This window comes from Neoroseomonas oryzicola (assembly GCF_012163135.1).
In the GTDB taxonomy this organism is placed as follows: domain Bacteria; phylum Pseudomonadota; class Alphaproteobacteria; order Acetobacterales; family Acetobacteraceae; genus Neoroseomonas; species Neoroseomonas oryzicola.
The window spans coordinates 718,306-742,063 of the sequence record NZ_JAAVUP010000001.1; the positions used below are offsets into that span (position 1 = coordinate 718,306).

Annotated in this window: 26 protein-coding genes, 2 tRNA genes and 1 pseudogene; 27 read left to right on the forward strand and 2 right to left on the reverse strand. The window is 70.9% G+C overall.

Going from position 1 to position 23,758, the window contains the following annotated elements:
* The first annotated feature begins 123 nt into the window (after positions 1–123).
* Together GWK15_RS03510 and GWK15_RS03515 are read left to right on the forward strand one after the other, a co-directional pair.
* On the forward strand, positions 124–903 hold the full coding sequence (locus GWK15_RS03510) for an enoyl-CoA hydratase/isomerase family protein (protein WP_168039092.1): 780 nt from the start codon (positions 124–126) through the stop codon (positions 901–903).
* A gap of 262 nt (positions 904–1,165) precedes the next feature.
* On the forward strand, positions 1,166–1,801 hold the full coding sequence (locus GWK15_RS03515; protein WP_168039094.1) for a hypothetical protein: 636 nt from the start codon (positions 1,166–1,168) through the stop codon (positions 1,799–1,801).
* Between the two features lie 61 nt (positions 1,802–1,862).
* Here GWK15_RS03515 and GWK15_RS03520 read toward each other — a convergent pair.
* Positions 1,863–1,937, reverse strand: a tRNA-Thr gene (locus GWK15_RS03520).
* Positions 1,938–2,052: 115 nt separating this feature from the next.
* Between GWK15_RS03520 and GWK15_RS03525 the strand changes: the two genes are divergently transcribed.
* The 18 genes and pseudogenes from GWK15_RS03525 to GWK15_RS03610 all read left to right on the forward strand — a co-directional run bounded on the left by GWK15_RS03525 (position 2,053) and on the right by GWK15_RS03610 (position 16,165).
* Positions 2,053–2,223, forward strand: coding sequence for a hypothetical protein (locus tag GWK15_RS03525; protein WP_168039096.1), 171 nt, complete (start codon positions 2,053–2,055; stop codon positions 2,221–2,223).
* 83 nt (positions 2,224–2,306) lie between these two features.
* Positions 2,307–2,861, forward strand: a complete 555-nt coding sequence (gene dcd, locus GWK15_RS03530) for a dCTP deaminase (RefSeq protein ID WP_168039098.1) — start codon at positions 2,307–2,309, stop codon at positions 2,859–2,861.
* Positions 2,862–2,865: 4 nt separating this feature from the next.
* Positions 2,866–4,125: a UDP-N-acetylglucosamine 1-carboxyvinyltransferase gene (gene murA, locus GWK15_RS03535; RefSeq protein ID WP_168039100.1), complete on the forward strand. Its 1,260-nt coding sequence runs from the start codon at positions 2,866–2,868 to the stop codon at positions 4,123–4,125.
* A 38-nt stretch (positions 4,126–4,163) separates the two neighbouring features.
* Entirely contained in the window at positions 4,164–4,871 is a 708-nt protein-coding gene (gene hisG, locus GWK15_RS03540) for an ATP phosphoribosyltransferase (protein ID WP_168039102.1), read from the forward strand.
* A 223-nt stretch (positions 4,872–5,094) separates the two neighbouring features.
* The gene (locus tag GWK15_RS03545; protein WP_245211391.1) at positions 5,095–6,390 is read left to right on the forward strand and encodes an ABC transporter substrate-binding protein; all 1,296 of its coding nucleotides are present in this window, start codon (positions 5,095–5,097) and stop codon (positions 6,388–6,390) included.
* 57 nt (positions 6,391–6,447) lie between these two features.
* Positions 6,448–7,182, forward strand: a complete 735-nt coding sequence (locus tag GWK15_RS03550) for an ABC transporter ATP-binding protein (protein ID WP_168040250.1) — start codon at positions 6,448–6,450, stop codon at positions 7,180–7,182.
* A 106-nt stretch (positions 7,183–7,288) separates the two neighbouring features.
* A pseudogene (locus GWK15_RS03555) lies at positions 7,289–7,933 on the forward strand (ABC transporter ATP-binding protein); the annotation flags it as partial.
* A gap of 1 nt (position 7,934) precedes the next feature.
* Complete coding sequence (locus tag GWK15_RS03560) at positions 7,935–8,789, forward strand: branched-chain amino acid ABC transporter permease (RefSeq protein ID WP_168039106.1); 855 nt, start codon at positions 7,935–7,937, stop codon at positions 8,787–8,789.
* Positions 8,786–9,721 carry a branched-chain amino acid ABC transporter permease gene (locus GWK15_RS03565; protein ID WP_168039108.1) on the forward strand — a complete coding sequence of 312 codons (936 nt, stop codon included), beginning with the start codon at positions 8,786–8,788 and terminating at the stop codon, positions 9,719–9,721. Before GWK15_RS03560 ends, GWK15_RS03565 begins: the two co-directional genes overlap by 4 nt.
* Positions 9,722–9,801: 80 nt before the next feature.
* Complete coding sequence (gene hisD / locus GWK15_RS03570) at positions 9,802–11,094, forward strand: histidinol dehydrogenase (protein WP_168039110.1); 1,293 nt, start codon at positions 9,802–9,804, stop codon at positions 11,092–11,094.
* Positions 11,095–11,207: 113 nt separating this feature from the next.
* Positions 11,208–11,426 carry a translation initiation factor IF-1 gene (gene infA / locus GWK15_RS03575; protein WP_137128126.1) on the forward strand — a complete coding sequence of 73 codons (219 nt, stop codon included), beginning with the start codon at positions 11,208–11,210 and terminating at the stop codon, positions 11,424–11,426.
* An 8-nt stretch (positions 11,427–11,434) separates the two neighbouring features.
* On the forward strand, positions 11,435–12,022 hold the full coding sequence (locus GWK15_RS03580) for a Maf family nucleotide pyrophosphatase (RefSeq protein ID WP_168039112.1): 588 nt from the start codon (positions 11,435–11,437) through the stop codon (positions 12,020–12,022).
* Positions 12,023–12,075: 53 nt separating this feature from the next.
* Positions 12,076–13,191, forward strand: a complete 1,116-nt coding sequence (locus GWK15_RS03585) for a ribonuclease E/G (protein ID WP_338147183.1) — start codon at positions 12,076–12,078, stop codon at positions 13,189–13,191.
* Entirely contained in the window at positions 13,181–13,363 is a 183-nt protein-coding gene (locus GWK15_RS03590) for a DNA gyrase inhibitor YacG (protein WP_168039116.1), read from the forward strand. The genes GWK15_RS03585 and GWK15_RS03590 overlap by 11 nt, the downstream gene beginning before the upstream one ends.
* 71 nt (positions 13,364–13,434) lie before the next feature.
* Positions 13,435–13,510, forward strand: a tRNA-Phe gene (locus GWK15_RS03595).
* 112 nt (positions 13,511–13,622) lie between these two features.
* On the forward strand, positions 13,623–14,729 hold the full coding sequence (locus tag GWK15_RS03600) for a 2OG-Fe(II) oxygenase (protein ID WP_168039118.1): 1,107 nt from the start codon (positions 13,623–13,625) through the stop codon (positions 14,727–14,729).
* A gap of 160 nt (positions 14,730–14,889) precedes the next feature.
* Positions 14,890–15,120, forward strand: a complete 231-nt coding sequence (locus GWK15_RS03605; RefSeq protein WP_168039120.1) for a hypothetical protein — start codon at positions 14,890–14,892, stop codon at positions 15,118–15,120.
* A 49-nt stretch (positions 15,121–15,169) separates the two neighbouring features.
* The gene (locus tag GWK15_RS03610) at positions 15,170–16,165 is read left to right on the forward strand and encodes a transglutaminase family protein (protein ID WP_168039121.1); all 996 of its coding nucleotides are present in this window, start codon (positions 15,170–15,172) and stop codon (positions 16,163–16,165) included.
* A gap of 6 nt (positions 16,166–16,171) precedes the next feature.
* On the opposite strand, the gene GWK15_RS03615 is transcribed toward GWK15_RS03610, so the two are convergent.
* Entirely contained in the window at positions 16,172–16,564 is a 393-nt protein-coding gene (locus GWK15_RS03615; protein ID WP_168039124.1) for a hypothetical protein, read from the reverse strand.
* Positions 16,565–16,736: 172 nt separating this feature from the next.
* Between GWK15_RS03615 and GWK15_RS03620 the strand changes: the two genes are divergently transcribed.
* Genes GWK15_RS03620 through GWK15_RS03650 form a run of 7 tightly spaced genes read left to right on the forward strand, consistent with a single transcriptional unit; the run spans position 16,737 to position 23,745 of the window.
* Positions 16,737–17,651, forward strand: a complete 915-nt coding sequence (locus GWK15_RS03620) for an ABC transporter permease subunit (protein WP_168039126.1) — start codon at positions 16,737–16,739, stop codon at positions 17,649–17,651.
* Positions 17,648–18,961, forward strand: coding sequence for a high-affinity branched-chain amino acid ABC transporter permease LivM (gene livM / locus GWK15_RS03625; protein WP_168039129.1), 1,314 nt, complete (start codon positions 17,648–17,650; stop codon positions 18,959–18,961). Before GWK15_RS03620 ends, livM begins: the two co-directional genes overlap by 4 nt.
* Positions 18,961–19,755, forward strand: a complete 795-nt coding sequence (locus GWK15_RS03630) for an ABC transporter ATP-binding protein (RefSeq protein ID WP_168039131.1) — start codon at positions 18,961–18,963, stop codon at positions 19,753–19,755. Before livM ends, GWK15_RS03630 begins: the two co-directional genes overlap by 1 nt.
* Entirely contained in the window at positions 19,752–20,471 is a 720-nt protein-coding gene (locus GWK15_RS03635) for an ABC transporter ATP-binding protein (RefSeq protein WP_245211392.1), read from the forward strand. Before GWK15_RS03630 ends, GWK15_RS03635 begins: the two co-directional genes overlap by 4 nt.
* Before the next feature lie 27 nt (positions 20,472–20,498).
* Positions 20,499–22,142: an NAD(P)/FAD-dependent oxidoreductase gene (locus GWK15_RS03640; protein ID WP_168039133.1), complete on the forward strand. Its 1,644-nt coding sequence runs from the start codon at positions 20,499–20,501 to the stop codon at positions 22,140–22,142.
* Positions 22,139–23,314, forward strand: coding sequence for an aminoacetone oxidase family FAD-binding enzyme (locus GWK15_RS03645; RefSeq protein WP_168039135.1), 1,176 nt, complete (start codon positions 22,139–22,141; stop codon positions 23,312–23,314). Before GWK15_RS03640 ends, GWK15_RS03645 begins: the two co-directional genes overlap by 4 nt.
* 32 nt (positions 23,315–23,346) lie before the next feature.
* Entirely contained in the window at positions 23,347–23,745 is a 399-nt protein-coding gene (locus tag GWK15_RS03650) for a hypothetical protein (protein WP_168039137.1), read from the forward strand.
* Positions 23,746–23,758 lie beyond the last annotated feature (13 nt).

Sequence of the window (23,758 nt, forward strand, 5' to 3'; positions counted from 1 at the left end):
CGCGGATCGGCTGGAGGACGCCACGGCGCGGGCGATCCTCGCCCACAACATGACCGGGCGGCGCCTCTGCGGCTGGTGAAGCGGGTGGGATTCGGGAAGCATGGGGGCCGAGAGAGGAACGCCATGACCGAAGACACCCGCCTGGATCCCCCGAGCCTCGAGATCGAGGGGGCGCGCGCGACGATCCGCCTGCACCGGTCCCGCCACCGCAACCGGGTCGAGCCCGGCGATATCATCCGCCTGATGGAGCATTTCGACACCGTCGATGCGAACCCGTTGCTGCGGGTGCTGGTCATCGCGGCGAGCGGGCCGGCCTTCAGCGCCGGCTTCCACCTTGGCGGCTTCGCCGAGGACCGGGCGGCCGCCGCCCGCGCCCCGGGCTTCGATGCCATGGTCGACCGCTTCGAGGCGATCCGCGTGCCGACCATCTGCCGGCTGCAGGGCGGGGTCTATGGCGGGTCGACCGACTTCGCGCTGACGGCGGATTTCCGCGTGGGCGTGACGGGGATGGAGATGTTCATGCCGGCCGCGCGGCTCGGTGTGCACTACTACCCGGGCGGGCTGCGGCGCTACGTCTCGCGCCTGGGGCTGAACACGGCGAAGCGCCTGTTCCTGACGGCGGAGAAACTCGGCGCGGAGGAGCTGCTGCGGATCGGCTACCTGACGCATCTGGTGGCGCCGGAGGCGCTCGATGCGGCGGTGGACGGGCTGGCGGCGACGCTCGCGGCGATGGCGCCGATGGCGGTGCAGGGGATGAAGCAGGCGTTGAACGAGATCGGGCACGGGCGCCTCGACGTCGCGGCCTGCGAGGCGCGGGCGAAGGCGTGCAAGGAGAGCGCGGATATCCAGGAAGGTCTCGCGGCATTCCGGGAGAAGCGGGCGCCGGTGTTCCGCGGTGCGTAACGCAGCCCCGCCGGAGGGGATCACGGCACGCCTGGCCCCGCGCGAATCGGTCAGGATCCTGTCGGCCGTGCGGTGACGAAGCGAGGCGGGCCGGCGCTCCGCCCGCATTGCGGGCCGCGACCGGGTCCATCTTGCCGGGCCCCATTTGTCACGGATCTGGAATGGTCATAGGATCGACCCACGCTTTGGCATGGGAATGGCTATGACGGTTCAGCGCATCGTGTCTGGCAAGAACTCAATCGGCCTCGTGGGCGTTTCGAGCATGCGGGGCATCTACCACAACGTGCAGGGCGAAGGCGAAGGGGCGTCGATCTTCTCGAGGCTCGCCAGCACCTTCACCTTCATGGAACCCAAGGCGTGCATCGGCTACGCCTACAACGGCCATACCGCGATGGTCGCGCGGGTGAACGGCGAGATCGCCGCCGTCATCGGGTGGAACCCGAGCAGCTACATGGCGGCGCAGGTCAAGACCATGCTGGCCAACGTCATGGGCCAGAAGAACAGGTTCACCTGCGAGGGCACCTGGTACAACGACGAGACGATGATCCACGACCCGACGGCGATCAGCCTCGAGGTCGACGTGTCATCGCGGCAGGCGCAGGATTTCGGCGCGGCGATCCGGCAATTGACCGGTTCCGGAGGGCTGGGGGGCGCTTCGGCCGAGTACACCTTCCTGCCGGCCGAGATGGAGAGCAACGATCACCCCTTCGTCGGCCAGTGCACCGAGATGGCGGTGGTGGTTCTCTGCGCCTGGCTTCACGAGTTCCGGGACCTGCCGCGCTGCGCCGAGCTGAAGAACGCGCTGTTCGTCATGGCGAACAGTCAGAGCATGACGGAGCGCAACCTGCTGCAGGGCAAGATGATGCAGTTCATCAACCAGTGGAACAGGTCGCACTGAGCGTGGGGCCGGGCGCCATCGCGATCGACCCTGAAACGCGAACCAGGGCGATAGGATGGGGTGGTGCTGTTGGAGAGGATTGAACTCTCGACCTCTCCCTTACCAAGGGAGTGCTCTACCACTGAGCTACAACAGCGCCGGTGCCGCTGGGCGGCGCACTCTCTAAGCGGATGGCTTGCGCCGCGCAACCCCATCGCGCGGGGGTTCCACCCCCTTGCCGCCCGGCGGCCCGCCCGCCACCTTCCCCGCCGATGACCCGCCCGCCCGCGAAACCGCCCGCCGCCGAGGATCGCGCTGCCCGCCTGGCCGCCGCGCTGCGGGAGAACCTCAAGCGCCGCAAGGCCCAGGCCCGCGCCCGCGACTCCGCCGGGGCCGCCCCCGCTGCACCCGCGAAGGTTGCCCCGCCCAAGCCCATGGGCTAATCCGGCCGCCCCGGGGCGCCCGGGGCCGCCATCGCGCCTGGCCCCGCCCGCCCGCCCGCAAGAAGCCGAGGCCGGCCACCACCATGCCCATCATGCCCGACCACTGGATCCGCCGCATGGCGGCCGAACAGGGCATGATCGAGCCCTTCGTGGAGGCCCAGCGCCGCGAGGGCGTGATCTCCTACGGCCTGTCCTCCTACGGCTACGACGCGCGCGCGGCGGACGAGTTCAAGATCTTCACCAATGTCGACAACGCCGTGGTCGATCCCAAGGCCTTCAGCGAGGACGGCTTCGTAACCCGCAAGGGCCCGGTCTGCATCATTCCTCCCAATTCCTTCGTGCTGACCCACACGGTCGAGTACTTCCGCATCCCGCGCGACGTGCTGGTGATCTGCCTCGGCAAGTCGACCTATGCCCGCTGCGGCCTGATCGTGAACGTCACGCCGCTGGAACCGGAATGGGAAGGCCAGGTGACGATCGAGATCAGCAACACGACGCCCCTGCCCGCCAAGGTCTATGCGAATGAGGGCGTCTGCCAGTTCCTCTTCCTCAAGGGCGAAGGCGCACCCGAAGTGAGCTACGCCGACCGCAAGGGCAAATACATGGGCCAGCGCGGCGTCGCGCTGCCGAGGCTGTAGGCGCATGGACCGCATCCGCATCCGCGGCGGCCGCGCCCTGTCGGGCACCATCCCGATCTCGGGCGCCAAGAACGCCGCCCTGCCGCTTATGGCGACCGCGCTGCTCGGCGACGGGCCGCTGACGCTGACCAATGCGCCGGACCTCGCCGACGTCACGACCATGGCCGGGCTGCTGACGCAGCACGGCCTCGCGGTTGCGTGGGACAAGCCGGCGCGGACCATCACCATCTCCGGCGCCGCGACCAACCTCGAGGCGCCCTACGACCTGGTGCGCAAGATGCGCGCCTCGGTTCTCGTGCTCGGGCCGCTCGTCGCCCGCTTCGGCCAGGCGCGGGTGTCCCTGCCCGGCGGCTGCGCCATCGGCACGCGGCCGGTGGACCTGCACCTCAAGGCGCTCGAGCAGATGGGCGCCGAGATCGAGATCACCTCGGGCTACATCGAGGCCAAGGCGCCCGGCGGCCTGAAGGCCGCGCGGATCATCTTCCCGCAGGTCTCGGTCGGCGCGACCGAGAACATCCTGATGGCCGCCACACTCGCCCGCGGCACTTCCGAAATCGTCAACGCGGCCCGCGAGCCAGAGATCACCGACCTCGCCGCCTGCCTGATGCGCATGGGCGCGCGGATCGAGGGCATCGGCACCGACCGCCTGATCGTCGAAGGCGTCAGCGCGCTGGGTGCGGCCGTCCACCCCATCATCCCCGACCGCATCGAGGCCGGCACCTTCGCCTGCGCGGCCGCCATCACCGGCGGGCAGGTGCTGCTCGGCGGCGCGCGGCTCGATCATCTCGGCGCCGTGGTGCGCATCCTGCGCGACGCCGGCGTGGACGTGGCCGAGGCGGATGGCGGGCTCAAGGTCTCGCGCCTGAACGGGCTTCGCGGCACCGACGTCGTGACCGAGCCCTTCCCCGGCTTCGCCACCGACATGCAGGCGCAGTTCATGGCGCTGATGTGCGTGGCCGAGGGCGCCTCGATGATCACCGAGACGATCTTCGAGAACCGCTTCATGCACGTGCCCGAGCTGCTGCGGATGGGCGCGCGCATCAACTATCACGGCCATTCGGCGATCGTGCGCGGCGTGCCGCGCCTGGCCGGCGCGCCGGTCATGGCGACCGACCTGCGCGCCTCGGTCTCGCTGATCCTCGCCGGCCTCGCCGCCGAAGGCGAGACCATCGTCAACCGCGTCTACCACCTCGACCGCGGCTACGAGCGCGTCGAGGCGAAGCTCGCGGCCGTCGGCGCCGATGTCGAACGGCTACCGGGCTGAATGACACCGACTCCGGCGCCCCTGGTGTAGCCTCCCCCATGGACCACCCGATCCCCACCCCGCTCTCCCCCGCGACGCCCGAGGATGCCGGCCCGATCGTGCTGGCCCTGCCCAAGGGTCGCATCCTGTCGGAACTCGGTCCCGTCCTCGCCCGCGCGGGCATCCATCCTGCGGCCGACTACGCCGACGAAAGCAGCCGGCGCCTGCGCTTCCCGACCGAGGACCCCGCCCTCGACGTCATCCGCGTGCGGTCCTTCGACGTCGCCACCTTCGTCGCGCATGGCGCGGCGCAGATCGGTGTCTGCGGTGCCGACGTGCTGATGGAATTCGACTATCCGGAGATCTACGCGCCGCTCGACCTCGGCATCGGGCGCTGCCGCGTCTCGGTAGCCGAACCCGTCGCGGCGACGGGCGAGGATCCGAGCCGCTGGTCGCGCATCACGGTCGCGACCAAGTATCCGAACATCGCCCAGCGCCACTACGCCGCCCGCGGCGTGCAGGCCGAGATCGTGCACCTGAACGGCGCGATGGAACTGGCCCCCTCGATGGGCCTCGCGAAGCTCATCGTCGACCTGGTGCAGACCGGCTCGACGCTGAAGGCCAACGGCCTGCGCGAGACCGAGGTGATCGCCAACGTCACCTCCCGCCTCATCGTCAACCGCACGGCGCTCAAGACGCGGCCGGAGGCGATCGGGGCCTGGATCGCGCGCTTCCGCGCCGCGCTGGCCGAACGCGACGCGCGCTGACGCGCCGACCGGCCACGCGCGCCAGCGCGCGCAAACTTGCTCTTGACGCCCGGGCGTCCGGCCTCTGAGGTTGCATCCAACAAACGACCAACAGGGGCGGCTCGGAGCCGGGTCCGGTTCCCGTCGTCGCTGAACATGGGCAGGGAGGATGCGTAGCCCCGTCACGGGCTTCGTTCCTCGATTCCTGGCCGGTCGGCAGGGCTGGAAACCGAGGGAGAGCGCCATGTTGATGAATCGTCGGACGGTCATGGCAGGGGCGGCCGCGCTCGCGGCCGGCAGGGCCAGCGCGCAGGGATCGGGTGCGCCGATCCGCATCGGCCTGCTGCACGACCTGTCGGGGCCCTTCGCCGGCGCCGGCTCCGTGCCGCTGTTCCAGGGCGCCGAGATCGCCATCGAGCTGTTCAACGAACGCGGCGGCGTCGACGGCCGCATGGTGCAGGCGGTCTCGGCCGACAGCCAGAGCCGCGCCGAGGTCGCGATCAACGAGGCCGAGCGCCTGATCGGCCAGGAAAGGGTCGACGTCGTCATCGGCGTCTACAGCTCGGCCCACGCGGTACCTCTCGCCCAGCGCATGCAGGCGGCGGGCAAGATCCTCTGGATCAACAGCGCCATCGCCACCGCGGTGCTGAAGGGCAAGAACTTCACCACCATCTTCCGCCCGACCGTCCATTCGGACCAGTACGGCGAAGGCAGCGTGATGTTCCTCTCGGAGCATTGCGAGCGGACCACACGCATCGCCCCGCGCAACTTCAAGCTCGGCATCATCTACGAGGACGGCCCCTACGGCGTTGGCGTGGCCACCGCGCTCGAGGCGAACGCCAACCGCGTCGGCATGCCGATCGCGCTCAAGGAAGGATACTCGGCGACCGCGCCGGACCTCTCGACCCTCGTGACCAAGCTGCGGCGGGAACGGCCCGACGCCATCCTGCAGGTCGGCTACAACCCGGACATCACGCTCTTCCTCCGCCAGGCCAAGTCCGGTGGCCTGCGCACCCGCATGGTGATCGGCCACGGCGCCGGCTATTCGCAGATCGACCGTCTGACCGAGACCTTCGGCCGCGAGATCGACCATTTCTGCAACGTGGACCCCGCCGCGACTCAGATGCTCTCGCCCGAGCGCCTGACGCCGCAGGCGCGCGAGTTGCAGCAGATCCTGCTCGACCGCTTCCGCGCGCGCACCCGGTCCAATGATCCGCCTACCCATGCCTCGATGGGCTTCAACAACACCTGGGTGTTCCTCGAGCACGTGCTCAAGCCCGCGGTGCGCCAGGGCGGCGGCTCGGTCGAGGCGATGCGCACCGCGGCCCTTGCCGTCGACATCCCGGTCGGCGGGACCATCCAGGGCTATGGCGTGAAGTTCCGTCCGCCGGGCGACGAGATGGCCGGCCAGAACGAACGCAGCATCGCCGTCGTCATGCAGTTCGAGGACGCGAAGTCCATCGTGCGCTGGCCGACGCCGATCGCCGCCGGCCCGCCCGTCATGCCGCTGCCGGCCAGCAGCCCCTTCGCGCTGCGCTAGGGGTCCGTTCGTGCTGGTGACGCATCGCCGCCCATCCATGGGCGGCGCGCCGTGAGCATGCTGACCGTCTCGGGGCTGACCAAGGCCTTCGGCGGCTTCATCGCCGTGAACAACGTCAGCTTCAGCGTCGCGAAGGGCGAGATCCTCGGCCTTCTCGGCCCGAACGGGTCGGGCAAGAGCACGACCTTCAACTGCATCGCCGGCATGCTGAAGCCGACCGCGGGCAGCGTGAAGCTGGACGGCGACGAGATCGCCGGCCTGACCGCGGATGCGACCTGCCGGCGCGGCATCGGCCGCACCTTCCAGATCCCCCGCCCCTTCCGCGAGCTCTCGCTGCTCGAGAACGCGACGCTCGCCGCGCATTTCGGCAGCGACGGCCACCTCCGGCACGAGGAAGCCGAGGCCGTCGCGCGCGACGCGCTGGAGCTCGCGCAATTGCCGACCGATCCGGGCGCCCAGGTGCGCGGCCTCGGCGCGGCGGGGCTGAAGAAGCTCGAACTGGCCCGTGCCCTCGCGACGCGGCCGAAGCTGCTGCTCGCCGATGAATCGCTGGGCGGGCTCGATGCGGCGGAGATGCGCCAGGCCGCCGACATGCTGAAGCGCATCCGCGACGAGCGCGGCATCACCATCGTCTGGGTCGAGCACATCATGGGCGTGCTGCTGTCCGTGGTGGACCGCGTGGTGGTCCTCGACCACGGCGCGGTGATCTTCGAAGGCACCCCGCGCGAGGCGCAGGAGGACGAGAAGGTCGCCGAGGTCTATCTCGGCCCGCCCGAGACCCGCGCCGCATGAACGTCGCTCCAGGGGAAGGAAAGCAGGTCTGATGGAGGGGGCGACACTCAGCCTCGAGGGGATCCGCGCGGGCTACGGCGACTTCCAGGCCCTGTTCGACGTGGGCCTCAAGGTCTCGCCGGGCGAGGCGGTCGGCGTCGTCGGGCCAAACGGCGCGGGCAAGACGACGCTGCTGCGCGTGATCTCGGGCATGCTGCGACCCAAGGCGGGCACGGCCCGCTTCGGGTCCACGGACATCGCCACGACGCCGGCCCACATGTTGCCCGCCATGGGCATCGCGCATGTGCCGGAGAACCGCCGCCTCTTTCCCCACCTGACGGTGGAGGAGAACCTCAAGGTCGGCGCCTATATCCCGGCCGCGCGGCGCCGCTACGCCGAACGCCTCGCCTATGTGTTCGACATGTTCCCCCGCCTGAGGGAACGCCGACACCAGCTGGCCGGCACCATGAGTGGCGGCGAGCAGCAGATGTGCGCGATCGGCCGCGCCCTGATGTCGAGCCCGCGCATCCTGCTGCTTGACGAACCTTCCGCCGGCCTCGCGCCGCTCGTCGTCGCGCAGGTCTTCGCCCTGGTCCAGCGCATCCGCGCCGAGGGCCTCACCGTCCTGATCGTGGAGCAGAACGTGGCGCAGGTGCTGCGCGTGGTCGACCGCGCCTATGTCCTCGATGCCGGGCATGTGGTGGCCGAGGGATCCTCGGCCGCGCTCGCCTCGGATCCCAAGATCCGCAGCGCTTTCCTCGGGGGGCACTGAGATGGATCCGTTCCTGCTCGAAGCCATCGTCAACGGCATCCTGCTCGGCGGCGTCTTCGCGCTGCCGGTCCTCGGGCTGAACCTGGTCTTCGGCGTCGTCGACGTGGTCTGGCTCTGCTACGCCGAACTCGTGATGGTCGGCATGTACTGCGTGTGGTTCCTCCACACCCAGGCGGGATGGCCGCTGATCCTGGCCTTCGCCGCCTGCCTGCCGGTCGTCGCGATGCTCGGGCTGCTGCTGCACCTGCTGGTCGTGAAGCCGCTGCTCGGCAGCCCGCCCATCACGCAGGTGCTGGCCACGGGCGGCGTGCTGTTCATCCTCCAGGGCGGGGCGATGCTGACCTTCGGGACGGATTTCCGCTCCCTCGGCGTCGAGATGCCGCCGATGGAGGTGGGCGAGATCTTCGTCTCAGGCACCAAGCTCGTCGCCTTCGTGGCGGCACTGGTCAGCGCGGCCGGTCTCTGGGCCTTCCTGAAGTTCACCTATGTCGGCACCGCGATCCGCGCCATCGCCCGCGACCGGGAGGTGATGCCCCTGATGGGCGTCGACCCGCAGCGGATCTACCTGGTGGCCTCGGCGGTCGGCGGCGGGCTGGCGGGGCTCGCGGCCTGCCTGCTGGTCGTGCAGCTCGACGTGCATCCCTTCATCGGCCTGTCCTTCGGGCCGATCACCTTCATGATCTGCGTCATGGGCGGGCTGGGGAACATGCTGGGCGGCTTCCTCGCGGCCTTCCTCATGGGCGTCATCATCTCGACCGGCGGCTTCTGGTGGAACACCGAGATGAGCTACGTCGTCGCCTTCGTCTTCTTCATCGTGGTGATGTTCGCCCGGCCGCGGGGGCTCTTCGCCCGATGATCCGCGCCGCCATCGCGCTGCTGGCCGTCCTCGCGGCGTTGCCGCTGTTCGGCCTGCCCGAATACTTCCTCCATCTCGGCATCGCGACGATGCTCTCGGCCGTGGCCTGCACAGGCTGGGCGATGATGGGGCGCTTCGGCCTGGTCTCCTTTGGCCATGGCGCCTTCATCGGCATCGCCGCCTACACCATGGCGCTGCTGTGGAACTACGCGGGGCTGACGCCCTGGATCGGCCTGCCGGCCGGCGTCGCGCTCGGCATGGCGGCGGCCGCGCTGCTCGCCTATCCCTGCTTCCGGCTGCGGGTGGTCGGGCATTACTTCGCGCTCGTCACCCTCGCGGCCGGCGAGATCGTCCGCATCCTGATCGTCGCGCTGCGCAACATCACCGGCGGCTCGCTCGGCATGACCCCGCGGCTGTCGCCGGACAATGCCCTCGCGGCCATGCAGCTCGGCAAGCACGGCTTCTGGTGGCTGGCCGTGGCCGTCTGGGCCTTCGCCCTGCTCGCCTGGTGGTGGATCGACCGCAGCATGTCCGCCCGGGCCCTGACGGCGATCAGCGAGGACGAGGACGCCGCCGCCTCGATCGGCATCCGCGTGACGCGCGAGAAGATGATGATCACCCTCGTCTCCGCCGGCTTCGCAGCACTCGGCGGGGCGCTCGGGGCGCAGTACCGGCTCTACCTGAACCCGGAATCCCTCGCGGGCATCGGCATCTCGCTGCAGATCGTCTTCGGGGCGCTGGCGGGCGGGATGTATTCCATGCTCGGCCCGACGGTGGGGGCGGCCTTCACCATCGCGCTCGAGGAAACGCTGCGCGTGTCCTTCGGCACCGCCTTCATCGGGGCGGCGCCGCTGGTCTATGGCGTGCTGCTGGTGCTGTTCATCCTGTTCCTGCCGCGCGGCATCGTCGGCTGGTTCGAACGCAAGCGATGACGGCCGTCCGCACGGGACGGCTCGACGGGTCGGCGGAAGGAGTATAGGCGAGGCGGCATCCTGCGCAGACCGGCCCGCCCATGAAACGCCTCAGCACCGCCTCGCCCGACTTCCCCGCCGCCTTCGCCGCCCTGCTGGACGAAGCGCGCGACACCACCGCGCGCGTCGACGGCGTGGTCGCCGGCATCATCGCCGATGTCCGCGCCCGCGGGGATGCGGCGCTGATCGACCTGACCACCCGCTTCGACGGCTGGGCGCCCGCGAACGCCACCGCGCTGCGCGTGACGCCCGAGGAGATCGAGGCCGCCGACGCCCGCATCGACGCCGAGCGCCGCGCCGCCCTCAACCTCGCCGCCGAGCGCATCGAAGCCTTCCACCGCGCGCAATTGCCTCGCGACCTCGAGATGAAGGATGCGGCCGGCCTGACGCTGGGGATGCGCTGGGGCGCGATCGACGCCGTCGGCATCTACGTCCCGGGCGGCAAGGCGGCCTATCCGTCCTCCGTCCTGATGAACGCCATCCCCGCCCGTGCGGCCGGCGTCGGGCGCATCGCCATGTGCGTCCCCACGCCCGAGGGCGAGATGAACCCCCTGGTCCTCGCCGCCGCGAAGCGCGCCGGCGTGACCGAGATCTTCCGCATCGGCGGCGCCCAGGCCGTCGCGGCGATGGCCTGGGGCACCGCCTCCATCGCCCCGGTGGATCGTATCTGCGGCCCTGGCAATGCCTATGTCGCCGAAGCCAAGCGCCAGGTCTTCGGCCGTGTCGGTATCGATTCCATCGCAGGCCCGTCCGAGGTCGTCGTCATCGCCGATGCCGCGAACGACCCGCGCCATGTCGCGGTGGACCTGCTCGCCCAGGCAGAGCACGACGAGAGCGCGCAGTCGATCCTGATCACCCCCGACGCGACCCTCGCCGAGGCCGTCGCGCGCGCGGTCGAGGAGGAGTTGCGGCACCTTCCCCGCGCCGCCATCGCCGGCGAATCCTGGCGGCGGCACGGCGCCGTCATCCTGGTGCGGGACCTGGCCGAGGCCGCCGAGCTGACCAACCGCCTGGCGCCGGAGCACCTCCAACTCATGGTGGAAGATCCGCGCGAACTCCTCGCGTCGATCCGCCATGCCGGTGCCGCCTTCCTCGGCCGCTACTGCCCCGAGGCAGTGGGGGACTACGTCGCCGGGCCGAACCATGTGTTGCCGACCGGCCGGACGGCGCGCTTCGCCTCGGGGCTGTCGGTCTTCGACTTCCTCAAGCGCACCACCTGGGTCGAGGCCGATGCCGCGGCGCTGGCCGTGGTCGGCCCGGCCGCCGTGGCGCTGGGCGAGGCCGAGGGCCTGACCGCCCATGCGCGCAGCGTGGCCCTGCGCCTCGGCGGCTAACGCGACGCCGCGCTTGACCCGCGCGGCCCCGGGGACCATTTTCCGCCCGATTCCGCGCGGCGCGCCGTGCCGCGAACCTTTTCGCGCGCGCAGCGCCCCAGATACGAGGCCCGATGTCCAAGGAAGACATGATCGAGTTCAGCGGCCAGGTCGTTGAACTTCTCCCCAACGCCATGTTCCGCGTGAAGCTGGACAACGACCACATCGTGCTCGCCCACACGAGCGGCAAGATGCGCAAGAACCGCATCCGCGTCCTCGCCGGCGACCGCGTGAACGTCGAGATGACGCCCTACGACCTGACCAAGGGCCGCATCACCTTCCGGTTCAAGTAGACTTCCCCGTGGCTGACACGCGCCCGCCGCTGGTGCTGGCGAGCGCCAGCCCGCGGCGCCTCGACCTGCTCGCCCGGCTCGGCATCGTGCCAGAGCGGGTGATCGCCACCGACATCGACGAGACGCCCTACAAGGGCGAGATCCCGCGCCCCCATGCGGCGCGGCTGGCGCTGGCCAAGGCCGAGGCCGCCGCCGCCCTGGCGCCGGCCGGCATCATGCTCGCGGCGGATACCGTGGTCGGCGTCGGCCGCCGCATCCTGCCCAAGGCGGAGACCGAGGCGCAGGCGCGCGACTGCCTGGCGCTGATCTCCGGCCGGAAGCATCGCGTCGTCACCGCCGTGGTCCTCGCCCTACCCGACGGGCGGCGGCTGAAGCGCGTGGTCGAAAGCGACGTCACCTTCCAGCGCATGACCGGCCAGCAGGTCGAGGACTACCTCGCCAGCGGCGAATGGCACGGCAAGGCCGGCGGCTACGCCATCCAGGGCCGGGCGGAGCAGTACATCCGCTTTATCTCCGGCAGCCATTCCAACGTGGTCGGCCTGCCGCTCTTCGAGACGGCGCAGCTGCTGCGCGGCATCGGATGGCTGCGGCCTTAGACCCCCGCGCGCCTCGCGGCGCGACAATTCTCGTCAGCGCCTCGCCCGGCGAGGTGCGCACCGCGCTTGTCGAGGACGGCGTCCTCGCCGAGGCCTGGATCGAACGCCCCGCGCGCCCCGATGGTGTGGGCGACCTGCATCGCGGCCGCGTTTCCGCCGTCGCGCCGGCCATGGCCGGGGCCTTCGTCGCCCTGGCGGGCGGGGAGACCGGCTTCCTGCCCGAATCGGAAGCGAGCGACGACCGCCGCCCCATCGCCGCGGCGGTGAACGAGGGGATGATCCTGCCCCTGCGCGTCACCCGCGCCGCCCAGGGCGGTAAGGGCCCGCGCGTGAGCGCGCGCCTGTCGCCCGGCGACGCCGCCCGCATCGCCGCCGCGCCGCCCGGCGCGCCGATCCTGGTCGCGCGCGGCCCGACCGCGGCCGAGCGGCTCGCCGCGCGGTTCCGGCAGCCCGAGTTGCAGGTCGACGACGCCGCCCTCGCCGCCCGGCTGCGCGGCGCACTGGGCGATCGTGTGCGGCGGCTCGCCGCCCCCGCCTTCGACGATTCGCTCGAAGCGGAGTTCGACCTCCTCGCCGGCCCCGAGGTGCCGCTGCCCGGCGGCGGGCGCCTGCTGATCCATCCCACGCCGGCGCTCACCGCCATCGACATGGATGCGGGCGCGGCCGCCGGCGCGCGCGGGGCGAACGCCGTCGCCGCGCTGAACCGCGCCGCGCTGCCGGAACTCGCGCGGCAGATCCGGCTGCGGAACCTCGCCGGCGCCATCCTGGTCGATTTCGCCGGGCTGTCGCCGAAGCGGCGCGCGGCCCTGGCGGACCCGCTGCGCGAGGCGCTCGCGCCGGACCGCCATGCCCGCCTGCTCGGCTTCACGCATCTCGGCCTGGCGGAGATCGTGCGCGACCGCATCCATCCGCCTCTGCACGAGGCGCTGGGTGTGCCGCCCTCGCCGCTCACCCGCGGCCTGGCCGCGCTGCGCGTCGCGGCGCGGGAGGCCGCGGCACGTCCGGGCCGGCGTTTCGTCCTGCGCGCCACCCCCGCCGTCCTGGCCGCGCTGCAGGACCTGCCCGGCGCGCTGGACGCGGCCGCCGAATCCTGCGGCGGGCCCCTGCGCCTGCTGGTCGATCCCGCGGCGCCCCTGCCCCAGGTCGAGGAGGATCACCATGGCCGCTGATCCAAGGCCCCTGCCCCGCTGCCCGGTCTGCCGCCGTCGCGCATCCGAGGAGAGCCGCCCCTTCTGCTCCCCGCGCTGCGCGCAGGTCGATCTCGGCCGCTGGCTGACCGGCGGCTATGCGATTCCCGGCGAGCCGGAGGACGCGCACCGCATCGACGAGGATGATGCCTGACCCGTCTGGACAGGCGCCGCGCCCTCCGCTATTTCCCGCCGCCTCGCCGGGTTCCCACGGGAACCTCATGGGCCCAGGTAGCTCAGTTGGTAGAGCATGCGACTGAAAATCGCAGTGTCGGTGGTTCGATTCCGCCCCTGGGCACCATCCTCCCTCGTTTGATCATCGCTCCCCCGGTTGGGTCGCATCTGCCGCGCGTGCTAACCACGCGGTAGAAGAAGGCGGCGCGACGTCCGCCAGGCCGAGGATCCCCCGACCGATGTCCGATGCGCCGAGCGCCCGGCCGCCGCAGCGCCGTTTCCTGCCCGGCGATCCCGCACCGTCCTTCCACGCCGCGACCGATTCGAACCCCCGCTTCGCCTTCGACACCGTCGCCGGGCGCTACGTGCTGCTCGCCTTCCTAGGTTCCATGGGCCACGGCGCCAGCGCGGCCGCCTGGGACAGCCTGTGGCGCGCCCAGGCCGAGGGCCTGCTCGACGACGAGCGCGCCTGCGCCTTCGCCATCACCGCCTCCCGCGGCGATGCTGCGCCACGGATCGCGGACACCATCCCCGGCCTGCGCGTCTTCCGCGACCACGACCGTGCGGTGAGCCGCCTCTACGGCGCCAGCGCCGAAGCGACGCCCGAGACCTACCGCCCCTTCGCCCTGCTGCTCGACCCGATGCTGCGCGTGCTCGCCGTCGCGCCGATCGGCGCGGTCGATGGCCTGCTCGCACGGCTGCGCGGCGTGCCCGACCCCGCGCTGCACGCCGGCGCCGAAACCCCTGCCCCGGTGCTCGTGCTCCCTCGCATCCTGGAGCCCGAATTCTGCCGCCACCTGATCGGCCTGTATGAAACGCATGGTGGCGGCGAGAGCGGCTTCATGCGCGAGGTGGACGGCCGCACCGTCGGCACGCTCGATCCCACCCGCAAGCGCCGCAGGGACCACGACATCGAGGACGAGGCCGTTCGCGCAGGGCTGCGCGCCCGCCTCGGCCGCCGCCTGGTGCCCGAGATCCGCAAGGCCTTCCAGTTCAGCGCCACGCGCATCGAGCGCTACATCGTCGCCTGCTACGACGCCGCCGATGGCGGGCATTTCCGCGCCCATCGCGACAACACGACGAAGGGCACGGCGCATCGACGTTTCGCCGTCTCGATCAACCTCAACGAGGATTTCGACGGCGGCGACCTCTGGTTCCCCGAATTCGGCCCGCGCCGCTACCGCCCGCCCATGGGCGGCGCCGTCGTCTTCTCCTGCTCCCTGCTGCACGAGGCCACGCGCGTCACGCGCGGCCTGCGCTACGCCACCCTACCCTTCCTGTACGACGATGCGGCCGCGCGCATCCGGCGCGAGAATGAAGGATTCATCGCAACCGAAGGGACGTGACATCCACCGCAGGGCGCCGCATGGCGCAGGCGGCCACGCGCGGGTCGCGCGCCATCTTTTCCTGTCAAAGAATCGCGCGCGAAGTCGTCACGCTCGTGCCTTTGTGATTGATTCACGCCGGCCGCGATAACGCGCGGACACATCCTCCGACGGACGTCACGTGACCGACATCGACTGGCCAGAGCGCGAGGCCGACATGGCCCTGATCCGCGAGGTCAACCTGCTCATGCAGGCCGTCGCCGACGGCCCGGAGAGCGAGGAAGCCGCCCGGGCGCTCGAGGACGCGAAGCGCCTGATGGCCGAGTACGCGGCCGCGACCAAGCGCTTCAACGCGGCGGTGCGCGCCTTCCTCGCGGTCCGCACGGCGGTGGGAAGCCAGGCCCTGCATTGACGGCGGGCGGCCGCGCCGTTGTATCTGCGCGCGCCGGAGGAGACCGCCCATGGCCCGCATCCGCATCCGCCACGTCACGCGCTACGACTATCGCGCCCCGGTCGGGCTGACGCAGCACCGCCTGATGGTCCGCCCGCGGGACAGCCACGACCTGCGCCTGCATGAAGCCACGCTCGCCGTCTCCCCCACCCCGCGCGTCACCCGCTGGGCGCACGACGTCTTCGGCAATTCCGTCTGCCTGCTGGATTGGGAAGCTGGGGCGCTGACCGACCACCTCGAGATCGTTTCCGAGCTCGACCTCACGCACTACCCCGCCGGCGCGGAACTGCCGCGCGCGACCGTCGATCCGACCGTCGAGCTTTTCCCCTTCTCCTACGCCGCCGAGGAAGCCCCCGACCTCGCCCGGCTGCGCGAACGCCATCTGCCCGACCCACAGCGGCGCGTCGATGCCTGGGCGCGGCGCTTCCTGGCGCAGGGCGGCGCCACGCGCACCCTGCCGATGCTCGAGGCGATGACGCGCGCCATCCGGGACGAATTCGCCTACGAGGCGCGCGATTCCGAAGGCACCAACAGCCCCGTCGCGACGCTCGAGAGCGGCAAGGGCGCCTGCCGAGACTTCACCCTGCTGATGATGGAGGCGGCGCGCAGCCTCGGCCTCGCGGCGCGCTTCGTCAGTGGCTATCTCTATGACTCGAAGGGCGTCGGCGTGGTGGGCGGCGGCGCGACCCATGCCTGGTGCGCGATCTACGTCCCCGGTGCCGGCTGGGTCGAATACGACCCAACCAATGGCTTGGTCGCGGGCGAGAACCTGGTGCGCGTCGGCGCCACCCGCACGCCGGAACAGGCCGTTCCGGTCGGCGGGGGGTATTTCGGCAAGGCCGAGGACTTCGCCCGGCTGCATGTGGATGTCTCGGTGATGGTCGGCGCGGGCGACGAGCCGCTGCCGCCCTTCGACCCGCCGGCGCCGCCGCCGCCGATCGCCGCGGCGGACGCGGCCCCCGTGGCCCTGGAAGAAGCGCCGAAGGACGAGCCTGCCGGCGCCTGACGCCGATCAGCGCAGCAGGGCCTGGTACCGATCCCGGTAGGCGAAGACCAGCATCGCCGTCAGCACCGCGAGTGCCACGGCAATCGGAATGCCCCCCGGGTTCAGGACAAGGTGGAACAGCACGATCACCGTGATGATCGGCAGCAGCAGAAGCAGGCCGAGCGCGGGGGCGCGGTTCGTCAACAGCAGCACCGCGGCGATCAGGTCGATCGACTTCATCAGGGGCCACAGGAACCCGCTGTCCTTCAGCGCATCCTCGAAGCGCAGGCCGGCCACGGAGGTCGGCGGGTGGACCAGCCGATGCCCGGTCAGGATCCAGGCGAAGCCGTCCACGGCGGCGAACAGGAACAACAGCCCGAGCAGGATGCGGGGCACGTCGACGGTCAGGCGGCTGAACATGGGCAACTCCCGGAAGAAGGGGCGCTCTCGTGCCTCCGGTCGTCCTCCGGCGCAAGGATCGGGCGGCGCGGCATGTGATCCGGGTTCCACGGGCCGGAGAATCGGCCGGGCAATACCGCCGGCCCCGATATTGCTCTAGCCTGACCGCCGGGAGACCAAGGTCGGGGGACACGTGGCCTACGCGCTGCAGCAGCTGATCAACGGCATCAGCCTCGGGATGATCTATGGCCTGATCGCCGTGGGCTACACGATGGTCTACGGCATCATCGGCATGATCAACTTCGCCCATGGCGACATCTTCATGGTCGGCGCCTTCATCGCGCTGATCTCGGTGGTGATGCTCGTCTCGGGCGGCATCATGGACGGGCCGGCGGCGATCCTGATCGTGCTGCTGGCCTCGATGGCCGTCACCGCGCTCTATGGCTGGACGGTGGAGCGCGTGGCCTACCGGCCGCTGCGCGGGTCCTTCCGCCTGGCGCCGCTCATTTCCGCCATCGGCATGTCGATCGTGCTGCAGAACTACGTGCAGGTGGCACAAGGCGCGCGGGTGAAGCCGATCGAACCCCTGCTGCCCGGCGGCGTGACGGTGCTGCACGTCGACAGCTTCGTCGTGCAGTTCTCCTACATGCAGATGCTGATCATCGCGGTGACGCTCGCGGTGCTCGCGGTCTTCACCTGGCTGGTGACGCGAACGCCGCTCGGGCGCGCCATGCGCGCCTGCGAGCAGGACCGCAAGATGGCCTCGCTGCTCGGCATCGACACCGACCGGACCATCAGCCTGACTTTCGTCATCGGCGCCGCGCTCGCCGCGGTGGCGGGGACGATGTACCTGCTGCGCTACGGCGTGATCGATTTCTACATCGGCTTCCTCGCCGGCGTGAAAGCCTTCACCGCGGCCGTCCTCGGCGGCATCGGGTCCTTGCCGGGCGCGGTGCTGGGCGGGCTGCTGATCGGGCTGATCGAGACCTTCTGGTCGGCCTATTTCTCGGTCCAGTACAAGGACGTCGCGGCCTTCTCGATCCTCGCCATCGTGCTGATCTTCATGCCCACCGGCCTGCTCGGCCGCGCCGAGGTCGAGAAGGTATGAGTGCGACGACGGCGGCCGAGGCCCGGCCGAACGCGATGGCCGGGGCGGTGAAGGATGCGGCGATCACCGCCCTCGTCGCCCTCGGCCTGTTCATCCCGATCGTCGGGCTGCGCACGGATGTCTCGCCCAGCGGCACGCTGATGCTGCGCCAGCGCTGGGGGGATGTCGCGATCCTGGTCGGCATCGCCTTCGCCGGGCGCCTCGCCATGCTGGCCTGGAGGGCCTTCCGCGGCGAGGCGAAGCCTGCCTCCGCCGCGCGCACCGAGGCGATCCGCAAGGCCGGCAAGTCCGTGGCACCCGTGCTGCTCGCCCTCGCGGTGGTGCTGCCCTTCATACCGGGCACCGGGCGCTACGAGCTCGACCTCGGCATCCTGGTGCTGACCTACGTGATGCTCGGCTGGGGGCTGAACATCGTGGTCGGCCTCGCGGGGCTGCTCGACCTCGGCTACGTCGCCTTCTACGCAGTCGGCGCCTATTCCTACGCGCTGCTGGCGACGACCTTCGGCCTGTCCTTCTGGGTCTGCCTGCCGCTCGCGGGCATCCTCGCGGCCTTCTGGGGCATCCTGCTCGGCTTCCCGGTGCTGCGGCTGCGCGGCGACTACCTGGCCATTGTCACCCTCGCCTTCGGCGAGATCATCCGGGTCGTGCTGATCAACTGGGCGAGCCTGACCGGCGGGCCGAACGGCATCACCGGCATCCCCCGCCCCTCCTTCTTCGGGCTGACCTTCTCGGCCGGCGGGGGCCCAGGCTCCTTCGCCGATTTCTTCGGCATCGAGCCCTCGCCGACGCATCGCGTCGTCTTCCTCTACTACCTGATCCTCGCCCTCGCCCTGCTGACCAACTGGATCAGCATCCGGCTGCGCCGCCAGCCCCTGGGGCGGGCCTGGGAAGCGCTGCGGGAGGATGAGATCGCCTGCCGGGCGCTCGGCATCAACGTGACCACGACGAAGCTGACCGCCTTCGCGCTGGGCGCGATGTTCGCCGGCTTCGCGGGGTCCTTCTTCGCCACGCGGCAGGGCTTCATCAGCCCGGAATCCTTCACCTTCATCGAGAGCGCGATCATCCTGGCCATCGTCGTGCTGGGCGGCATGGGCAGCCAGATCGGCATCGCGCTCGCCGCCCTGGTGATGATCGGCGGCTTCGAGGTGTTCCGCGACCTCGACGAATGGCGGATGCTGGTCTTCGGCGGCGCGATGGTGCTGATCATGGTGGTCCGCCCGCGCGGCCTGGTCGGCCACCGCACGCCTTCGGTCGCATTGCGCGAAAAGCGAAGCATCGGGGCCGAGCACGTCGCCGAGGGCCACGGCTGATGGCTGCCCCGATCCTCGAGGCCGAGAACCTGTCCATGCGGTTCGGCGGCCTGACCGCCGTCGACACCGTCTCCTTCACCGCCATGCGGGGCGACATCACCGCCATCATCGGCCCGAACGGCGCCGGCAAGACGACGATGTTCAACTGCATCACCGGCTTCTACCGGCCCACGGAAGGCACGCTGCGCCTGCACCGGGACGGGTCGCCGGTGGAACTGCAGCGCCTGGCGGGCTACCGGATCGCGCGCGCCGGCGTCGCGCGCACCTTCCAGAACATCCGGCTGTTTCCCGGCATGACGGCGCTCGAGAACCTGCTCGTCGCCCAGCACAACACGCTGATGGCCGCGAGCGGCTTCGGCATCGGCGGGCTGCTCGGCGCGCCGGGCTATCGCCGGGCGGAGAAGGCGGCGATCGCCAAGGCGGTCGAATGGCTCGAGAAGACGGGGCTTGTCGAGCGGGCCGACGACCCCGCCGCCGCCCTGCCTTACGGCCAGCAGCGGCGGCTGGAGATCGCGCGGGCCATGTGCACCGACCCGGTGCTGCTCTGCCTCGACGAGCCCGCCGCGGGCCTCAACCCGAAGGAATCCGAGGAACTCGCCGTGCTGCTCCGCGCCATCCGCGACGGCGGCTGTTCCCTGCTGCTGATCGAGCACGACATGGGCGTCGTGATGGGCATCTCCGACCGCGTCGTGGTGCTGGACCACGGCCAGAAGATCGCCGACGGCACCCCTGCCGAGGTGCGCGCAGACCCCAAGGTCATCGCCGCCTATCTCGGGGAGGGCGACGACGCATGAGCGCGCCCATGCTCGCCATCGAAGGCGCCTGGACCCGCTACGGCGCCGTCGAGGCCCTGCGCGACGTCTCCATCGAGGTCGGCCAGCGGGAGATCGTGACGCTGGTCGGCGCCAACGGCGCCGGCAAGTCCACCCTGCTGATGACGATCTGCGGCGCCCCGCAGGCGCAGAAGGGCCGTGTCCTGTTCGAGGGCCGCGACATCACCCGGATGCCGACGCACGAGATCATGCGCCTCGGCCTCGCCCAGGTGCCGGAGGGCCGCCGCGTCTTCCCGCGCATGTCGGTGATGGAGAACCTGCTCATGGGCGCGCAGGTGGCCGGGCACGACCCGAAGCCGCTGCTCGACCAGGTCTTCGCGCTGTTCCCCCGGCTCGAGGAACGGCAGGCCCAGCGCGGGGGCACCCTGTCGGGCGGCGAGCAACAGATGCTCGCCATCGGCCGGGCGATGATGTCCAAGCCCCGGCTGCTGCTGCTGGACGAGCCCTCCCTCGGCCTCGCACCGCTGATCGTGCGGCAGATCTTCTCGGCCATCCGCGACCTGAACGAGAAGGAGGGCCTGACCGTCCTGCTGGTCGAGCAGAACGCGAACCAGGCGCTGCGCCTCGCCCACCGGGGCTATGTCCTGGTGAACGGGCGGATCACCCTGCGCGGATCGGGCCAGGAATTGCTGGCCATGCCCGAGGTCCGGGACGCCTATCTCGGCGGGGGCCACTGACCGGCGGGGCCGTGCTATAGGGCCCCCATGCTGCGACTGACGGAACTGAAGCTGCCCCTCGACCATCCCGAAGGGGCGATCGAGGCGGCGGTGCGCGCGCGCCTGGCCCTGCGCGGGGACGAGCTGCGCGCGGTCCATGTCGCGCGCCGCGCCTGGGATGCGCGGAAGAAGTCGGACATCCACCTGGTCTATTCGGTCGACATCGAGGTCGCGGACGAGGCCGCCCTGCTGCGGCGCGCCGCGCGGGACAAGGTGCTGGCGCGGACCCTCGGCCCGACGCCCGACACGAGTTACCGCCACGTCGCCCATGCCCCGGCGGGCGGCTGGAAGCGCCCGGTCGTCATCGGCACCGGCCCCTGTGGCCTGTTCGCCGGGCTGATCCTGGCCGAGATGGGCTTCCGGCCGATCATCCTCGACCGCGGCAAGGTGGTGCGCGAACGCACCAAGGACACCTGGGCGCTGTGGCGCAAATCGGTCCTGACGCCGGAAAGCAACGTCCAGTTCGGCGAGGGCGGCGCGGGCACCTTCTCCGACGGCAAGCTCTATTCGGGGATCAAGGCGCCGGAATCCGTCTCCCGCAAGGTGCTGACCGAATTCGTCGCGGCCGGCGCGCCGGAGGAGATCCTCTACGTCGCCAAGCCCCATATCGGCACCTTCCGCCTGGTGACGATGGTGGAATCCCTGCGCGAGAAGATCACGGCCCTCGGCGGCGAATACCGCTTCCAGACCAAGGTGACGGATTTCGTCATCGAGACCGGGCGCGACCGGCAGCGCCGCATCCGCGGCGTCGTCACCGAAGCGGGCGAGACGATCGAGACCGACCACGTCGTGCTCGCCATCGGCCATTCCTCCCGCGACACCTTCCAGACGCTATTCGACCGCGGCGTCTTCGTCGAGGCGAAGCCCTTTTCCATCGGCGTGCGCATCGAACACCCGCAGTCGATCATCGACCGCGCGCGGTTCGGGGATTTTGCGGGCAACAAGATCCTCGGCGCGGCGGACTACAAGCTGGTGCATCACTGCGGGAACGGGCGGTCGGTCTATTCCTTCTGCATGTGCCCCGGCGGCACAGTGGTCGCGGCGACGTCGGAACCCGGCCGCGTCGTCACCAACGGCATGAGCCAGTATTCGCGCGCCGAGCGGAACGCGAATTCCGGCATCGTCGTCGGCATCACGCCGGAGCAGGACTATCCGGGCCATCCCCTCGCGGGCATCGCTTTCCAGCGGCATTGGGAGGAACGCGCCTTCGTCGCCGGCGGCGGCGACTACCGCGCGCCCGCGCAACTGGTCGGCGACTTCCTCGCCGGGCGGCCTTCGACGGCGCTGGGCTCGGTCGTCCCGTCCTACAAGCCGGGCGTGACGCCGACCGACCTGTCGCTCTGCCTGCCCGACTTCGTCGTCGCCGCGATCCGCGAGGCGCTGCCCGCCTTCGGCCGCCAGATCCGCGGCTACGACATGGCCGATGCGGTGATGACGGGGGTGGAGACGCGCACCTCCTCCCCCATCCGGATCCGCCGCGGCGCGGACTGCCAGTCCATCAACACGCGCGGCCTGTTCCCCGCCGGCGAGGGCGCGGGCTATGCCGGCGGCATCTTCTCGGCCGGCGTGGACGGCATCCGCGTCGCCGAGGCGGTGGGCCGCGCCATGGCGGGGCTGGCGGCCGCGGCGTGACCCATTTCGATGTCGTCGTCCTCGGCGCCGGCGCGGCGGGGCTGTTCGCCGCCATGCGCGCGGGCCAGCGCGGGCGGCGCGTGCTGCTGCTCGATCACGCCGACGAGCCCGGCAAGAAGATCCTGATCAGCGGCGGCGGGCGCTGCAACTTCACCAATCTCGGCTGCGTGCCGGAACGCTTCCTCTCGGCCAATCGGCACTTCTCGCGCTCGGCGCTCGCCCGCTACACGCAGCACGACTTCATCGCGCTGGTGGGCAAGCACCGCATCGCCTTCCACGAGAAGACCCTCGGGCAACTGTTCTGCGACGGTTCGGCGCGGCAAATCGTGCAGATGCTGGTGGACGAGTGCCGCGCCGCGGGCGTCGACCTGCGGGTCGGCCATCGCATCACCGATGTCACGCGCAGCGATCGCTTCGCCGTCGCGACCGACCACGGCGCCTTCGCCGCGGACAGCCTGGTGCTCGCGACCGGCGGCCTGTCGATCCCGAAGATGGGCGCGACCGGCTTCGCGCATGACGTCGCGCGCCGCTTCGGCCTGCCCATCGTCGCGCCGCGCCCGGGCCTCGTGCCGCTGACCTTCGCGGGCGCGGACCTCGACCTGATGCGCCCGCTGTCCGGCGTCGCGCTGCCGGTTGTCGCGCGCTGCGGCAAGGCCGCCTTCCCGGAAGCGATGCTCTTCACCCATCGCGGTCTCTCCGGCCCGGCGATCCTGCAGGCGTCGTCCTACTGGAACGAGGGGGCTGCGATCACCATCGACGCCCTGCCCGGCCGCGACGCGGCGGCAGAGTTGCTCAGCGCCAAGCGCGCGCGGCCGAAGGCGGAGGCGCGCACCATCCTGTCGGACCTGCTGCCGCAGCGCCTCGCCCAGGCGCTCGCCGCACTGCACCTGCCGCCGCGCGTGATGGGGGAGATGGGCGACGCGCCGCTCAAGGCGCTGGGCGCGCTGCTGAACGCCTGGCGCCTGACGCCCGCCGGGACCGAGGGCTACGCCAAGGCCGAGGTCACGCTCGGCGGCGTCGATACCGCCGCGCTTTCCTCCAAGACCATGGCCGCGAAGGATGTCCCTGGCCTTTTCGTGATCGGGGAGGCGGTGGACGTGACCGGCTGGCTCGGCGGCTACAATTTCCAGTGGGCCTGGTCGAGCGGCTGGGCCGCGGGCGAGGCCGCCTAGAATCCGCCACCGCGCTTCCCCATCCTCAAGGGATGCGAGCCCGGATCCTCATCCTTCTCCTCGCCCTCGCGGGCTGCGCCACCCAGGCCGGGTTCGACCAGCGCATGCAGGCGCTGGTGGGCCTGCCGGTGGGCGACCTGGTGCAGTCCGTCGGCGTGCCGGACAGCGACTACACCACGCCCGACGGGCGCCGCTTCCTGCAATACGAGCGGCTCGGCACCGCGGCGCCGACGCCGGTCCCGGCCTTCGGCATCGGCTTCGGCGGGTTCGGCTGGCGCGGGGGGTATGGCGGGGGCCTCGGGCTCGGCACCGGCTACACCGCCTATGCGCCGCCGCCGCCCTGCCGCGTCACCTTCGAGATCCGCGCCGACCGCGTCATCGCCTTCACCCGCGCCGGCAATGGCTGCATCGCCCAGCCACCCGGCGATTGAGCGCGAACCCCTC

What these genes read in the sequence shown, in the direction of transcription:
- GWK15_RS03610 (WP_168039121.1), top strand. Translation starts at nt 15,170, where the DNA reads ATGGCCCGCATCCGCATCCGCCACGTCACGCGCTACGACTATCGCGCC.
- GWK15_RS03630 (WP_168039131.1), top strand. Translation starts at nt 18,961, where the DNA reads ATGGCTGCCCCGATCCTCGAGGCCGAGAACCTGTCCATGCGGTTCGGC.
- GWK15_RS03640 (WP_168039133.1), top strand. Translation starts at nt 20,499, where the DNA reads ATGCTGCGACTGACGGAACTGAAGCTGCCCCTCGACCATCCCGAAGGG.
- livM (WP_168039129.1), top strand. Translation starts at nt 17,648, where the DNA reads ATGAGTGCGACGACGGCGGCCGAGGCCCGGCCGAACGCGATGGCCGGG.
- GWK15_RS03615 (WP_168039124.1), bottom strand. Translation starts at nt 16,564, where the DNA reads ATGTTCAGCCGCCTGACCGTCGACGTGCCCCGCATCCTGCTCGGGCTG.
- GWK15_RS03515 (WP_168039094.1), top strand. Translation starts at nt 1,166, where the DNA reads ATGCGGGGCATCTACCACAACGTGCAGGGCGAAGGCGAAGGGGCGTCG.
- hisD (WP_168039110.1), top strand. Translation starts at nt 9,802, where the DNA reads ATGAAACGCCTCAGCACCGCCTCGCCCGACTTCCCCGCCGCCTTCGCC.
- murA (WP_168039100.1), top strand. Translation starts at nt 2,866, where the DNA reads ATGGACCGCATCCGCATCCGCGGCGGCCGCGCCCTGTCGGGCACCATC.
- GWK15_RS03635 (WP_245211392.1), top strand. Translation starts at nt 19,752, where the DNA reads ATGAGCGCGCCCATGCTCGCCATCGAAGGCGCCTGGACCCGCTACGGC.
- GWK15_RS03560 (WP_168039106.1), top strand. Translation starts at nt 7,935, where the DNA reads ATGGATCCGTTCCTGCTCGAAGCCATCGTCAACGGCATCCTGCTCGGC.
- GWK15_RS03545 (WP_245211391.1), top strand. Translation starts at nt 5,095, where the DNA reads ATGTTGATGAATCGTCGGACGGTCATGGCAGGGGCGGCCGCGCTCGCG.
- GWK15_RS03550 (WP_168040250.1), top strand. Translation starts at nt 6,448, where the DNA reads ATGCTGACCGTCTCGGGGCTGACCAAGGCCTTCGGCGGCTTCATCGCC.
- GWK15_RS03600 (WP_168039118.1), top strand. Translation starts at nt 13,623, where the DNA reads ATGTCCGATGCGCCGAGCGCCCGGCCGCCGCAGCGCCGTTTCCTGCCC.
- hisG (WP_168039102.1), top strand. Translation starts at nt 4,164, where the DNA reads ATGGACCACCCGATCCCCACCCCGCTCTCCCCCGCGACGCCCGAGGAT.
- GWK15_RS03510 (WP_168039092.1), top strand. Translation starts at nt 124, where the DNA reads ATGACCGAAGACACCCGCCTGGATCCCCCGAGCCTCGAGATCGAGGGG.
- dcd (WP_168039098.1), top strand. Translation starts at nt 2,307, where the DNA reads ATGCCCATCATGCCCGACCACTGGATCCGCCGCATGGCGGCCGAACAG.
- GWK15_RS03565 (WP_168039108.1), top strand. Translation starts at nt 8,786, where the DNA reads ATGATCCGCGCCGCCATCGCGCTGCTGGCCGTCCTCGCGGCGTTGCCG.
- GWK15_RS03525 (WP_168039096.1), top strand. Translation starts at nt 2,053, where the DNA reads ATGACCCGCCCGCCCGCGAAACCGCCCGCCGCCGAGGATCGCGCTGCC.
- infA (WP_137128126.1), top strand. Translation starts at nt 11,208, where the DNA reads ATGTCCAAGGAAGACATGATCGAGTTCAGCGGCCAGGTCGTTGAACTT.
- GWK15_RS03650 (WP_168039137.1), top strand. Translation starts at nt 23,347, where the DNA reads ATGCGAGCCCGGATCCTCATCCTTCTCCTCGCCCTCGCGGGCTGCGCC.
- GWK15_RS03590 (WP_168039116.1), top strand. Translation starts at nt 13,181, where the DNA reads ATGGCCGCTGATCCAAGGCCCCTGCCCCGCTGCCCGGTCTGCCGCCGT.